Origin of the sequence: Kordia sp. (genome assembly GCF_965224175.1) — a bacterium.
In the GTDB taxonomy this organism is placed as follows: domain Bacteria; phylum Bacteroidota; class Bacteroidia; order Flavobacteriales; family Flavobacteriaceae; genus Kordia.
On record NZ_OZ245041.1, the window covers coordinates 2,719,894 to 2,734,142 of the forward strand.

At 33.5% G+C, this 14,249-nt stretch carries 14 protein-coding genes; 4 read left to right on the forward strand and 10 right to left on the reverse strand.

Going from position 1 to position 14,249, the window contains the following annotated elements; translation table 11 throughout:
- Window positions 1-76: 76 nt before the first annotated feature.
- Window positions 77-1,285 carry an NAD(P)/FAD-dependent oxidoreductase gene (locus tag ACOQOS_RS11735; protein WP_420570647.1) on the reverse strand — a complete coding sequence of 403 codons (1,209 nt, stop codon included), beginning with the start codon at window positions 1,283-1,285 and terminating at the stop codon, window positions 77-79.
- A 348-nt stretch (window positions 1,286-1,633) separates the two neighbouring features.
- Here ACOQOS_RS11735 and ACOQOS_RS11740 point away from each other — a divergent pair, with 348 nt between their 5' ends.
- From ACOQOS_RS11740 to ACOQOS_RS11755, 4 genes are all read left to right on the forward strand, one after another.
- The gene (locus ACOQOS_RS11740) at window positions 1,634-2,491 is read left to right on the forward strand and encodes a hypothetical protein (RefSeq protein ID WP_420570648.1); all 858 of its coding nucleotides are present in this window, start codon (window positions 1,634-1,636) and stop codon (window positions 2,489-2,491) included.
- Between the two features lie 65 nt (window positions 2,492-2,556).
- On the forward strand, window positions 2,557-3,189 hold the full coding sequence (locus tag ACOQOS_RS11745) for a GH25 family lysozyme (RefSeq protein WP_420570649.1): 633 nt from the start codon (window positions 2,557-2,559) through the stop codon (window positions 3,187-3,189).
- 43 nt (window positions 3,190-3,232) lie between these two features.
- Window positions 3,233-3,967: a 23S rRNA pseudouridine(2604) synthase RluF gene (gene rluF, locus ACOQOS_RS11750; protein ID WP_420570650.1), complete on the forward strand. Its 735-nt coding sequence runs from the start codon at window positions 3,233-3,235 to the stop codon at window positions 3,965-3,967.
- An 89-nt stretch (window positions 3,968-4,056) separates the two neighbouring features.
- Complete coding sequence (locus tag ACOQOS_RS11755; protein ID WP_420570651.1) at window positions 4,057-4,272, forward strand: hypothetical protein; 216 nt, start codon at window positions 4,057-4,059, stop codon at window positions 4,270-4,272.
- A gap of 60 nt (window positions 4,273-4,332) precedes the next feature.
- On the opposite strand, the gene ACOQOS_RS11760 is transcribed toward ACOQOS_RS11755, so the two are convergent.
- The 9 genes from ACOQOS_RS11760 to ACOQOS_RS11800 all read right to left on the reverse strand — a co-directional run bounded on the left by ACOQOS_RS11760 (window position 4,333) and on the right by ACOQOS_RS11800 (window position 14,234).
- A complete protein-coding gene (locus ACOQOS_RS11760) occupies window positions 4,333-5,055 on the reverse strand; it encodes a LytR/AlgR family response regulator transcription factor (protein ID WP_420570652.1) in 723 nt (240 codons plus the stop codon).
- A gap of 2 nt (window positions 5,056-5,057) precedes the next feature.
- Entirely contained in the window at window positions 5,058-6,119 is a 1,062-nt protein-coding gene (locus ACOQOS_RS11765) for a sensor histidine kinase (RefSeq protein WP_420570653.1), read from the reverse strand.
- Window positions 6,120-6,197: 78 nt separating this feature from the next.
- Entirely contained in the window at window positions 6,198-7,592 is a 1,395-nt protein-coding gene (locus tag ACOQOS_RS11770; protein ID WP_420570654.1) for an alpha/beta hydrolase family protein, read from the reverse strand.
- 169 nt (window positions 7,593-7,761) lie between these two features.
- Entirely contained in the window at window positions 7,762-8,670 is a 909-nt protein-coding gene (locus tag ACOQOS_RS11775; protein ID WP_420570655.1) for a hypothetical protein, read from the reverse strand.
- Between the two features lie 58 nt (window positions 8,671-8,728).
- Window positions 8,729-9,451, reverse strand: a complete 723-nt coding sequence (locus ACOQOS_RS11780; RefSeq protein ID WP_420570656.1) for a DUF6090 family protein — start codon at window positions 9,449-9,451, stop codon at window positions 8,729-8,731.
- A 21-nt stretch (window positions 9,452-9,472) separates the two neighbouring features.
- Entirely contained in the window at window positions 9,473-13,162 is a 3,690-nt protein-coding gene (locus ACOQOS_RS11785; protein ID WP_420570657.1) for a metallophosphoesterase, read from the reverse strand.
- Window positions 13,163-13,210: 48 nt separating this feature from the next.
- Window positions 13,211-13,465, reverse strand: a complete 255-nt coding sequence (locus tag ACOQOS_RS11790) for a peptide methionine sulfoxide reductase (RefSeq protein WP_420570658.1) — start codon at window positions 13,463-13,465, stop codon at window positions 13,211-13,213.
- Window positions 13,466-13,476: 11 nt separating this feature from the next.
- On the reverse strand, window positions 13,477-13,743 hold the full coding sequence (locus ACOQOS_RS11795; RefSeq protein ID WP_420570659.1) for a glutaredoxin family protein: 267 nt from the start codon (window positions 13,741-13,743) through the stop codon (window positions 13,477-13,479).
- On the reverse strand, window positions 13,740-14,234 hold the full coding sequence (locus ACOQOS_RS11800; RefSeq protein ID WP_420570660.1) for a peroxiredoxin family protein: 495 nt from the start codon (window positions 14,232-14,234) through the stop codon (window positions 13,740-13,742). Before ACOQOS_RS11800 ends, ACOQOS_RS11795 begins: the two co-directional genes overlap by 4 nt.
- Window positions 14,235-14,249 lie beyond the last annotated feature (15 nt).

The following is a 14,249-nucleotide window of genomic DNA, read 5'->3' on the forward strand; positions in this document are numbered from 1 at the left end:
TCGATATAATTTTTCGTTTCTCAAAGTAACGTTCAGCGTACAAAGAAATCTAAAAGCAAAGCGATCTAATATTTCACTACTCAATACTCTGAGCAATCAAATAACTTCCTGTCCATGCATTTTGAAAGTTGAATCCACCAGTAATGGCATCAATATTGAGGATTTCACCAGCAAAGTATAGGTTTTCTTGCTTACGGCTTTCGAAGGTTTTAAAGTTTACTTCTTTTAAGTCAATTCCACCAGCAGTCACAAATTCTTCTTTGAACGTACTTTTACCGTTTACATTGAAAATTGCTTCTGTAAGCTGACTTGCCAATTGTTCCGTTTGTTGCTTGTTTATATCTGCCCAGCGCATATCTTCTTTTATTCCGGCAGCTTGAATGATGCGTTGCCACAGACGTTTTGGCAATTCAAACGGATTGTTTTTTTGAACCGTTTTTTTTGCCAATTCTATTTTATAATCTTTGATGCTTGCTAAGCAATCTTCCTTATCAACCTCATCTAGCCAATTGACTTGAATTTGAAAGTTGTAATTTTTGTCAGCCAAAATTCGCGCACCCCAAGCTGAAAGCTTTAAAATTCCTGGTCCGCTCATTCCCCAATGCGTTATGAGTAATGGTCCATTAGATGCTAGTTTCGTGTCTACAACTTTTACACTTGCTTCTGTAGCGATTCCGAGTAAATCTTTGATTCGTGGATCTTTGATATTGAATGTAAATAAAGATGGAACCGCAGGAACAATTGTATGTCCTAGCGTTTGTAACATGCTCCACATTTTAGGATTACTTCCTGTCGTCATAATTACTTTTTTGGCATCTAAGATTCCTTGATTGGTTTCCACCTTCCACAAATCGTTCACTTTAGTAATTTTTTTGACTGCATGGTTTTTTCTAAAATCAACTTGGTGTTTTTTTGCTTCTCGCAAAAAACAATCAATAATTGTTTGTGAAGAATCGCTTACTGGAAATATTCTTCCGTCGTCTTCTGTTTTGAGTTCAACACCTCGTTCTTCAAACCAACCCATCGTATCACCACAACAAAATTGATGAAAAGGACCAAGTAATTCTTTTTCTCCTCTCGGATAATAATTCACAAGTTCTTTTGGGTCAAAACAAGCATGTGTTACATTACATCTTCCACCGCCAGAAATTCTAACTTTCGTTAAAAATTCTTTTCCTCTTTCTAGAATAACAACGGATTTTGAAGGATGTTTTTCAGCAACATTTATCGCTGTGAAAAATCCCGCTGCGCCACCGCCAATAATAAGAACATCTATGGTTTGCATGTTACTTTGTTGATTTGATTTTGCTTACTCTTGTGTTTTTTGTCACGAATTCACGAATGTTTTTGTGCTTACTCTTGTTTAGATTTACACGAATTTGGGCGTTTTTTGTTGGTTTGTCAATTCGTCAATTTGTTTTTTGTCAATTTGAATTGAAACTCCTTTTACATTTATAATTTTGAGTTTTACATTTTAAATTTGACTTCTTCATTTTTTGTAAAGAAATACTTTTTAATTTAAAATTCTGCATTTAGTATTTAAAATTTAAGAAATCCTAAACTATTCTTAATTGATCATGAAAGTTTCATGTTTTCTTTTGAAAACTCTATTTTTGACCAAATACCTATTTTTATGCGACTTAGCTACCTAAGATACTTAGTAATTTTATTCTTTTTTTCGAATTGTTCTGTGAATTATGGACAACTCACATATGTTGGAAAGTTATCAAGTGATTTAGAAGAAGTTTCTGGAATTGAAAGTATTCCAGATTCTGATAGTTTTTGGATGGTAAATGATAGTGGAAATCATCCAAGAGTGTATGTTGTGAATGCTAAAGGAAAGATTACCAAAACACTTTATGTTGAAGGAAAAAATAAAGATTGGGAAGATTTAACCACAGACAAAGAAGGGAATTTATATGTGGGCGATTTTGGAAATAATGCCAACGATCGAAAGCATTTGAAAATTTATAAACTCGCAGCAAACGATTTAACACATGGGAAAAGTATTCTTCCTGTAAAAATTGAGTTTTCTTTTCCGAATCAGAAAAAATTTCCACCAAAAAAGAAGAAAAGACATTTTGATATAGAGTCATTTTTTCATTACAACGGATATTTATATTTGTTTACTAAAAGTCGTACAAAAACAGACTACGGACGTACTGATTTGTATAAAATTCCAGCAACCGAAGGAAAGCATAAAGCACAATTTATAAGTACTTTTAATACTTGTGATAAAATGAAGTGTTGGGTAACTTCGGCAGCAATAAGTCCTGACGGAAAGAAAGTCGTTTTGCTATCGCATGAAGCTATTTGGCAGTTTACTGATTTTAAAAATGATCATTTTTTTGGTGGACAGATGAAAAAATTCGACTTGGAACATGAGTCTCAGAAAGAAGGAATTTGTTTTAAAAACAACAATACTGTTTATATTACAGATGAAAAAGCACATGGAAAAGGGCGAAATTTATACGTATTTATACTCGATTAAGTCGTCTTTTTTTGTGACAGTATTATTTTTTGGTACCTTGATTTTTATTAATCAAAACTACTGCCATGTCTACATACTTAAAAGGAATTGATATTTCGTATAATCAAGGAAACTTGATCGATTCTATAGATACCAACAATACTGATTTATCATTTGTAATTTGTAAAGCTTCCGGAGGAATTACGATTCAAGATCCAAATTTTGTGAATAACTGGAAAACAATTCCACAAAAAGGATTTATTAGAGGAACGTATCATTTTTATTATACCAACGATGCGCCACAATCGCAAGCAGATAATTTTTTCAATGTAGTTGGAACCGATTTTCCTTCAGATGCATTGCCGCCTGTTGTAGATTTTGAGAATGGCAGCATTAAAACTTCTGATCACGCACAAATTATTAGTGATTTGCTTGATTTTCTAGAACTTTTAGAGCAAAAATACCAACGTACGCCTATTATTTATACCAATCAAAGTACAGGAGATGCGTATTTAAATGATTCTCGATTTGCAAAATACCCACTTTGGGTTGCGAGTTATGCTTCTTCTCCAAAAATTCCAAGTACATGGTCTAATTGGAGTTTATGGCAATACAGCGAAAGCGGAACTATTGATGGAACTGCTGTAGATGAAGATTATTTTAATGGCGATTTGAAAGATTTGAAACAATTTATCAGACAGAGTTCAATTTCGAGTTAGACATCTTTATTTTCCTTAGCTTTGCATTTTGAAAGGATTTTAAATGAGCGAACCACAATTAACAAGAATCAATAAGTTTTTAAGTGAAGCTGGCTACTGTTCGCGCAGAGCTGCTGATAAATTGATTGAACAACGACGCGTTACTATTAATGGCGTTGTTCCTGCCATGGGAACCAAAATTGCGCCTGGTGACGAAGTACGTGTGGATGGCGAATTAATTTCTGATCCGAAGGAAAAACCTGTGTATTTAGCTTTCAATAAGCCAATTGGAATTGTATGCACAACGGATACGAGAGTGGAAAAAGATAATATTATTGATTATATTAATTATCCTTCACGTATTTTCCCAATTGGACGCTTAGACAAACCTAGTGAAGGTTTAATTTTCTTGACAAGCGATGGTGATATTGTAAATAAAATTCTGCGCGCACGAAACAATCATGAGAAAGAATATGAAGTAACGGTAAATCGTCCAATTACAGGTGATTTTATCCAGAAAATGGGCAATGGTATTCCAATTTTAGGAACTTTAACGCGTAAGTGCAAAGTAGAACAGTTAACAAAGTATACTTTTAAGATCATCTTGACACAAGGACTGAATCGTCAAATTCGTAGAATGTGTGAGTATTTGGATTATAGAGTTGTAAAACTAAAACGCACACGTATTATGAATGTTTCTTTGGATGTTCCTGTTGGGAAATGGCGTCATTTAACTGAAGAAGAACTGAAAGGAATTAACGAGTTAACAAGTTCTTCTAGAAAAACACATCGTAGTTAGTTTCTACACAAACATTTACTTTTATATAAATCTGGGTAACAAAAACTTACGTTCGTAACTGATAGGTATAATCACAAAAACTTATCATTATGAAAAAAAGAAGTTTAAAATCGTTAAGCCTTAACAAAAGATCAATTTCAAACTTGAAATTCCACGATGTTATAGGTGGTCGCGCAAATTTAACTGCTGATGTAAAGGATTGTCCTGATAACACATTGGCTAAGGATTGTGAATCTTTAGGATATTGTCCTGATTCTTTTTGGTGTCAAGAGCCATCTAGTTCATCAGACGGACCTGTAGCGTAAAAATTATGCTATAAAAAGATAGAGTCTGGCAAAAGTCAGGCTCTTTATCTTTTGTTCATTTTAAAACCCTAATAATTCTTTAAATTTATACGATTGTCTGCGCGAAATTTCTATTTCTTGGGAAGAATTTTTGATGGTAATTTTTAGTTTTCCATTGAACCAAGGAATTACTTTATCTACATGATTTAAATTGATAATTTGCTGTCTATTTGCTCTGAAAAAAGTTTCTTCTGGTAGTTTTGCTTCTATTTGGTTGAGCGATTTGTAAATTAAAGGTTTGTTGTTTTCAAAATAGACTCTTGTATAGTTTCCAACGATTTCAAATACGGCAATCTCTGAGATTCTGATGAGCCAACAATTTTCTCCTTCTTTAATGAATATTTGACGGTGTACATCAAAAGGTTTTTCGTCGGTTGTTTCTTTTTCTATGGTTGCAATTACTTTTTCTATGGTTTTAGAAAAACGATCTTGATTGATAGGTTTTAGCAAGTAATCAAACGCATTGTATTCAAAAGATTTAATAGCGTATTCGTCATATGCAGTTGTAAAGATCGTCAACGGAACATTGTCTAGCATTTCTAGCAACTCAAAGCCATTTTTTTCAGGCATATTGATATCTAAAAATAATATTTGTGGCTGTGTTTTGTTAATGAGTTCATAGGCTTTGTCTACATTTTCAGCTTCAGCCACTAATTCAATTTGTGGATGCTTTTTTAAGAGTTCCTTGAGTTCATTCCGCGCTAAGCGAGAATCTTCTACGATAATTGCAGTGATATTTTCCATTCTTATTTTACAGGTATTTTAATGATGGCTTGCACTTCATTATTCACTTCTTTTAGTATAAAATCTGCTTCATTTCCATAGAGTAATTCCAATCGTTTTTTGATGTTATCCAAACCTATTCTTGTAGAATCTGTGTTTGTTTTTAAATAACCTGTATTGTTTACTTGCAAGATGATTTCTTGTGTATTATCTGTGATAATTAATTTGATTTTCCCACCATCTTTTTGAGTTGATATTCCATGTTTTATAGCGTTTTCAATCAACATTTGTAACACCATTGGTGGAATTTTGATTTGTAACAAAGAAGCATCAACTTCTTGCTCGTAGTGCAGACGATCTTCTAATTGTATTTTTGAAAGTTCTATGTAATTGTCTACAATTTCAAGTTCTTGCGCTATTTGTATTGCATCTACTTTATTCATATTGAGCGAGTAACGCAACATTTCCGAGAGTCGCGTAAGCATGTCTCTTGCTTTGTTAACATCTTCTAGCATTAATCCACGAATATTGTTTAAACTGTTAAACATAAAATGCGGATTGAGCTGTCCTTTTAAGGTATTTAGTTGCGATTCTTTTAAGGAAGCTTCCAACTTTAAACGATCTATTTTGTTTCGTTGATTGCGCGCTACAGATTTGACAGCAACGTAAATAACAATCCAAAAGAAGATAAAAATAGTAATATTTACAGTTGTGGAAATAAATACCAACATTGAAAAATCTGAAGGTTTTTCATTGATATACGTAAATGCATTACTCGAAATGACTATTAGCAGAAAGGAAAATAAAAATGAGGTAACAAAAAAAGCAATGATGGTTTTTAGATAATTACTTTTTGTTTGATGTTCAATGAATTTTATGCGTTTTAAGTAGTTTCTTAACAGCGTAGTTAAGCCAATTCCTAATATGATAAATACAAGTCCTTCTACAATAAAATAACTGGCTTTACTTTTTTCTTCTGGAACGACAAAAGCTTTAGACCATACGTTGGCAAAGGTTAAAAATCCCCAGCCTACAAATTGTAAAATCCAGAAAATTATTGTGTTTACTTTTTTTGAAACTGCCATTTGAGTTGAATTGTAGTCAAAACTATTGAAAATGCACTTTCTCAGTGTTGAAAAAGTGCATTAATTATTGATTGATGATTAGAATCGTGCGTTAATCCACTCTGAAACAAAGTTTAAAGCAACAGGAGCAAATGTTTCTTCAATTTCTGAATATTCACTTAACGCTCCTGTTTTTGAGGTTTGAAATAGGTGGTTTAGGTTCTTAAATTCTTTGATGGTAACGTCTTTGTTATGTTTTAATCCTTTTTCGATAGCATCTAGGTTTAATTTTGGCAATACTTGAAAATCTTTTTCACCGTTTATTGCTAATACTGGGCAATTTACTTTGCGTAAAGATGTTTGCGGATCGTATCCTAAAAATGCACGCATCCATGGAGAAGTAATCATTTCTACTTGTTGATTCATTGCCTGATCTGTGAATTCGGCTTTTGCTTTTTCATTTGTCATTTTTGTTTTTAACTCTTGAAATATAGCTAGGATTTCTTCTTTTGATTCGTCTCCTTTATAGTTTGCTGCAATATCAAATACTTTTGCTGATGCTTTTTGAGAGTTTTCAATATCAATTGCTGGATAATCTTCTAATTCTGCTGCTTTTTTCCCTTGTGTTAGCAGTACTTCTTTTCCACCAACTCCAGGTCCCGCTAGTAATACACAAAATGCTACATTTTTGTTTCTAGCCGCTATAATTGGTGCTATTAATCCACCTTCACTATGTCCAACTAAGCCAATTTTGTTTGCATCTACAACATCTTTTCGTGTTTGCAAGTATGCCATTGCAGCTTCTACATCTGTTGCAAAGTCAAATGAAGTTGCTTCTGAAAAGTTTCCTTCAGATTGCGCTGTTCCTCTATCGTCAAAACGCAATACTGCAATTCCTTGTCTTGTTAAATGATCTGCTAATACCAAGAAAGGTTTGTGCCCTAGTAACTCTTCATCACGATTTTGTGGTCCAGAACCACTGATAAGAATTACTACAGGCGGATTCTTTACATCTTTTGGTACTGTTAATGTTCCTGCTAACTTGATGTTTCCTGCTTTTGCATTTTCAAAAGTTACATCTTCTGCTGCATATGGAAATGGCTTTTTAGGTTCTTGAGGTCGTACTTTTTTCTTCTCTTTTTCACCTTTTACTAATTGTAATGGTAGTTCTTGACCTGATTGCCTAAAGGTTCCTTTAAAAGTACCTTCTACTAAAGTTGCCGTGTATTCTATTCCCATTTGACTTTGTGTAATTGTCAACTTGTTATCCTGAAACGTAGTTTTATCAATGGGAATTCCAAAAGCATTTTGGTTCGGACTGTCTAAGGTTGTTGTATATGTTCCATCAGCTTCAGAAATATTGAATGCTATTGGAAGTTCCATACCTGGAATACTTAAAGAACCTTTCCAAGTTCCTGAGATATCTTGAGCCGACGCAATAATGGTGGCTAAGAAAAATGCTAGTTTAAATATAAGTTTGAATAAAGGTTGCATGTCTGTTGTTTTTTGATTATGATGTAAAAGTATTGCAGTTTTCTGTTCCTACATTACAAAATATGACGAACGGAAAATAGAATATGGCGAACGGTTTTTCATTTCGATTTCGCTCAATGTGATTGGTTTTGCTTGAAGAAATACTTTTACATTAAGCATTTGACATTGATTATTTCCAAATATCATTGTATAGTACTGGATAATCTTCTACTTCGATCACTTCAATACCAACAGATTTTAAGAAGAATTTCTTTCCTACTATTTTAGGGTTTTCATCTTCTTTTTTCATGATGTACCAACCTTTATGACTGTATTTTGGAAAACGCTTGAAGAATTTTGCTCGTTGAATAAGCAACCATCTAAAGAATACTTCTGTTTCGTCTAAACTTAATCCGAAAATGCATAACGACTTGTTGAAGATAATATCAATCCATGTATTGTTTGTTAACCACGGATTTTCAACTTCTGGGTTTTCATGTCCATAATTTGTATTGATCATTTTACGCGCGCGTTCTACATTTCCCATGTATTCTGATAAACCAAGTTTGATGCTTCTATGATATTTTACCATACCATTCATATACCAAACAGCAAATCCATGTAAAGGAGATTTGAGTTCTTTTTCTGCATAATGCGTTGACCAAGGATAGTGATCTGTAAAACTTGTATCTGGAATTCGATAAGGTGACAGTTTCATCGATTTCGGAATTAAGTCATCAAAATTTGTCGTTAGAATTGGCGCATTGTAAGATTTAATTTTGTCAAGCACTAAGTTTTGCGCATCATCAGGTTGCCAATCTAACATTTTGGCTTTTACATCTTTTTGCAGTTGTGTGGAAAATCCTGATGTAGTTACATTTTGCAAACCAAGTGCATCGTAAAACTCCACAAACGAAATACCATCTGGAATTTCTGTCATTGGTTCGTCAGCATGTGTTTTCCATAAATTTAATAGTAAATCATTCCAAGATATGTTATCATCTTGAAAACTCAAATTGATTCCATTTCCTATGATAAATGCTAAGTCTTTTTGATTGTCTGAAAAGATTTTTTGGATTTCTGCTGCTGTTTTGGTCATGGTTGTTGGTTTATTTTTGGTGAAACTACGGTGTTTTATTTCTTAATAATCAACACGATCAATTGCTTGCTTTTCGCTTTTCTATCTCTTCTAAGATGACTGCTGCACGCTTTTTGAAGGTTTTTAATTCTGGCAAAAACACTTTATACGTTACAAAATAAGCACTTGCTACTCTATTTTTATAGTCAGGATCTGTGATAGCATATTCAATAAATTCTTGGCTTCCGCCTTTCATCGAAATCAAATCTGCCCACCATTTGTAATTCTTTTTATAGTGTGTATAATTTTCATGGAAGTCTTTTGCTCGTAATTCATCGTCGATTTTAATTTCACGCAAACGTTCTGTGTAAAACTCTATTATTTGTGCAGGCAAACTATCCTGATAGCTATCTGTATTAAAATCGATTAACTGATTATACCCGCGTTTATTGAAGGTTATTTCAGGAAATGCTATTGTTAGCTGTATTAATTGTGGATTGATAACATATTCAATTCTTTTGACAGAGTCATTTAGTATTTTAGAATACAATGGATCGACTATTTTGTAAAAGTTTTGAACTTTCTCTATTTCTTTTAAATCATTCTTCAAATCATTTTCTATGATTGAATAAATATTGAGTAGTTTTTTGTTTTCTTTTCGATTTTCATTCCAGTTATTTAATGAAACCGCAATTAAAATTCCGATGACTACCAAAATGATTTCACCGACAGCATACGCGAGATAGTTCCCTAGTTTTTTATTTTTCAAAAGCTTACTTCTTTGGTTTCTAAATAGTTTCATGTAAAATGCTTTTCCTGTTGATTAGAATCCGAATCCTACACCAAAAGCAAAACGTCCGCCATCATCAGAACTAAATAATGAGAAGCGCGCTGTTAGCATGTTTGCGCCACTCACCCAAACTCCGCCACCAAGCGATGTATTCCACTTTTTAGACGCATCATTTTCAACCCAAACTCTACCATAGTCAAATCCGCCAAAAAGACCTATATTGATTGGTAATACGCCTGTTTTTATACGTCGTAGATTCAAACGAATGTCTGTAGTTTGTACAAATGCTTGTTTTCCTGTAAAGCGTTCATTTCTGAATCCGCGTAAGCCCGTATTTGCTCCTAAATTTGCTCCTTGATAGAATTCAAAACCATCTCCAAGATTTAGATGTCCGCGTAATTTGGTTGCCAATACTAATTGTCCACTAGGGATTAATTTATGATCTATGGCAAGTTCTGGAATTACATATCCGAATCCTTTGGAAGTGCTTACATTGTTTTTGTATCCTGTTTGCAGACTTACTTCCATTCCCATAGTTGGAAATGCATCATTATCTACATTTTTAAAGTGATATACTGCATCTACGCCATAGAAATCTTGTTTGTCAAATACACCTGAGTTTGCAGGTAATGTTAGGTCTAGAAATCGTCCTACAGTACGTTCTACTTCATTGCTTTCATAGAAAACTCCTGCCGTAAAACTTCCTCCTAGTTGTCCACGCCAAACTAATGCTGGCGCAATTTTAATAGTTCTTATTTTTACTCTATTGAAATCTAAATCAGCGTCAATTCCGTCATCATCATCAGCTTCAAAATTTGGCGTTTCGTTTCCAAACCCGAAAAAGTTCACTGCATAATTTGGACTGTTGAAACTTGCTTTGAGCTGTAGATTGAGATTTCCAACAACATTTGCAAATTCTCCAATATATCCTACATCAAAGCCATTGGTTGCAAAGTAATATGCCGCAGAAATGGTATGTTTTGATGTAAATGGATTTCGCTCAAAACCGTAGTTTGTTAATGTATTGGTTACGCCAATTTTAAAACCATCATCAGGATTTGATCCAATTGTTGGTATTAACTGATTTGTATTGTTTTTTAGTTTTTTATAGTCATACACATTAGTTGCATAATCGTCAGTAAGTTTCTTGCTTCCTTTGTTGGTTATAAACTCGCTTTTCTTTGATTTGTAATCGTAGATTTTTACTTTTTTACCGTTTTGAATATCGTATACATCTTTGTTTTGTCCTCCGATTAAACGAATCTTTGTAATACATTTTCCATCACCAAATACATGAAATTTATCATCATCGTCTAAACCATAAATCCAAATTTCTTTCGTTTCTGCATTTGTATACGTACGTTCGTGAAACTTATCACTCTTTTCTCCTTGCTTGATACGATAAGCTGTTACTTTCGTTTTTCCGTTTGGCAAACGTTCTACTTCAAACCAATCATCTTTGTTGGTTCCTTTGATCACTGCAAATTTGTTGACCAACACATAATATCTATCAGATATTTTTTGAAGATTAGCGCGTCTTGCTTTTAATTTTTGTTTGATTTCCTCAACAGCTTCATCACGTATTTCTTTTGGAAATTCAAGGAATGCTTTTTCGATGACATCATCTGTTAATCCTTCTTGAATTTTTTTCACTTGCGCGTCCCAAACCGTTTTATCTGATTGTTGAATGAGTTCCATATCTAACGGATAAGGTTCTACATTGACGCCTTTTACATCGACTAAATCATCATCGTATTTACGTAATAATCGCGCTGTTGGTATAATTTTTACAGCAGTTCCTAACAAAAATCCATCAGACATAATTGAAAATGCTTGATCACGATCACGCGGCATCGGGCGGTATACTTTTTTACCGTTTTCTTTAAACTCTATCCAACGCCATTGGTCTTGATGTCTGTCCCAATCGCCAATAAGCATATCAAATAATCGTGCTCTAATGTATGATGCTTCATCTACGACAATATCTTCGTCTTTGTGGATTTTTTTCATCATATCTTCTGTACTGATCAATTTGTCTTGATATCCAAAGCTAGCTTTGTCGCTGTGTCCTTCAGATGTGTGTTCTTCTATCATGTACAATTCACCTCCAAATTCATCATTATATTGTCCTAGTGCATTTTGTTTTGGCACATAATATAGTACAGGATTGGTATGATATACGTCAACAGCATCGGCTAAGGTTCCGACAACAAAAGGCGCATATGGATGTGCTCCAGTAAAGACATCTAAGATTAAGTGTTCTGTAGCTGTATCGTCAAATTGTCCCTTAATGTATTGGTCTTTAAAAAGTACAGATTGTAAATATTGTAATGCTTGTTTTCGGAGTGCTCGCATTACATATTGTGTTCCGTTTTTATCTTGTAATCGTAATGATTTTGATTGATTTCCTCCACCTTTTCTCACTGGTGTCAATCCGCCAAAAAGTGTATCTAGATTTACAGTTGGCGCTGTAACTTCTGTGCTGTATTGTTTTCGGTAACGATCTCCCCAAAGGAAAGTACCAAATTCTGATTTTTGCGTTTCTTCTGCTGTATAGATTGACGCTGATTTTTCTTTTGGAAATTGAGTTGGATAATTAACTTTAGTGTATTTTGTTTTGGCTTCTAATACTTCAGTTTCATAAACGATTTTGTTTTCTTCTGCTGAATAGAAACGTACATATGATGAACCGTCATTAAATACATCTAACCGAGCGTAACCTTGTGTTCCGTAAGAAAATTGTCCGCCTCCAACATTGCGAGTTCCCGATTTTTTTGCTCCTGAACCACTTACAATTTGACGCAAATTATCTTCTAAAATGTATTGTAAATTATGATCATGACCTGATACAAAGATTACTTTATCATTTTCTTGCGAAATGGTAACAATACGTTGCTTGAATTCGTTGTAGCGTTTGTTTGAGATATCTACATTGGCAACTCCACTGGTACTTCGTATTATATTTTTTAACGATCCTAAAACTGGAACTGGAGATAGATGAGTTTTAAATGTATATTGTCCGCCATGAGAACCATTTGTATACATTGGATGATGCAAAGCTACTATGGTTGTTTTTCCTCTTGCTTTTTTTATCAAACTTGAAAATTCATCGTAAAACCTAGCCCGTGTTTTAATGTCACAATCATCATTTATCGTTGGATGATTGTCCCAATTGGTGATATACCATTGGCTATCTATTAAAATTAACTCAATATCTTCGCTGATATGTATTTTTTCAATTGGACAACCGTTTTCGGGAAGAAACGTATTCTTTCCAAGTGCTTTTTCTATAAATTTTTCTTGACGTTTGAGACCTTCTAAACCATCACTATACCAATCGTGATTTCCGGGAATGAAAATTGTTTCTCCTTTAAAATCTTTTACAACACTCGTTTGTACGTCTAATTGATGTTCTGCAAACGCTCTATCTTCATGATCTTTCTTTGGCAATCCTGCTGGATATATGTTATCTCCTAAAAAAATAGCAGTACTATTTTTTGAAGCTTTTTTGAGTTCTTTTTCAAACATTTCAAGCGCGATTGCAGTTTCTCCTAATGGAGAATTTCCTGCATCTCCAATTAAATAGAAAGAATGTTTTATTTCTTTATCTTTTGGAAATGTCTGCGGAGTTTGACCTTCTGCATATTGTGCTTTGAAGGTTGCACACGCACTAAAACACAGTAAAAGAACTATAATTCCTACTGACTGTAAAGATTTTATCATTGGTTGCTGTTTTTGGTAGTTTAAATATAATCATTCATTTCTGAAATGTTAATATTTAATTGTGTAGTTTTCTAGAAAGTGAATGACTTTATGTTTTGGCATCTCACAAGGTTTTAAGATTTCATTCTGACTTGTACAGTAATAGTTGAGGCTTATAAAGTTGTTTCCGCCTAATGCTTCTGCATAAATTTTATAACTTTTCCCTTGATTGAATTCACTTTTGGTGACACCATATTTTACATTTTTATAGTATACTTCCGAATATCCAAGCGGCAATTGTTGAATTTTTTCTAGCAATTTCATCTGATGCTTTTTTATTCTTGTACAGGCAGTAATTTTTTCAGCCATTTATCAAGTTCGTTTTCGCGTGGATTTCTTAGCTTTTTGCTTCCTATCGTAATTGTTGGAAAGTTTAGTTTTCTATTTTCATACAGACTACGAAGTGCTGATGCATGTTGTTCGTTTTGCTTCACATCTAAGAATTGATATGGAAGTTTTTTTCCTTCGAGCAATTCCTTGTAATAGTTTGTTTTATGACACGTTTCGGTTCCGTAGAGTTTTATTTCTGGAATATGTTTCATGAAGGAAGTCCTTTCAAAAAGTCGATAGCCGCATCTGCATTTAGATGAAAATCTGCAAAGACAATATTGTCATGTCTATCTATAAATATAAACCAAGGTGTTCCACCAGTTTGATAGTTTTTCATGATGTTTGATGTTGACTTTCCATCGTTTCCTGCATCATGTCCAAAAGGTATTTTTAAATTATACTTTTTTTGAACTTCAAGCATTTTTTCAAAAGTGTTTTCATCAAACCCTTCAAATACAGTTTGTATGGCTAAAAATGTAATTTTTGGACGATCTGATAACGCATTTACCATTTTTTGTAAACTTGGTAAACCTTTGCTATGACAACCTGGACACCAACTCTGAAAGCAATAAATAATTTTAAAATTTCCTTTAAAATCTGAGAGTTTTACTGGTTTCGTAGGGTTTCCGTTAGCGTCTACCCATTGATGAACGTTGAATTCTGGTGCTTTGAAGATTTTATTATCTTCTACTTTATTTGACATCTTTAATGTCCCTTT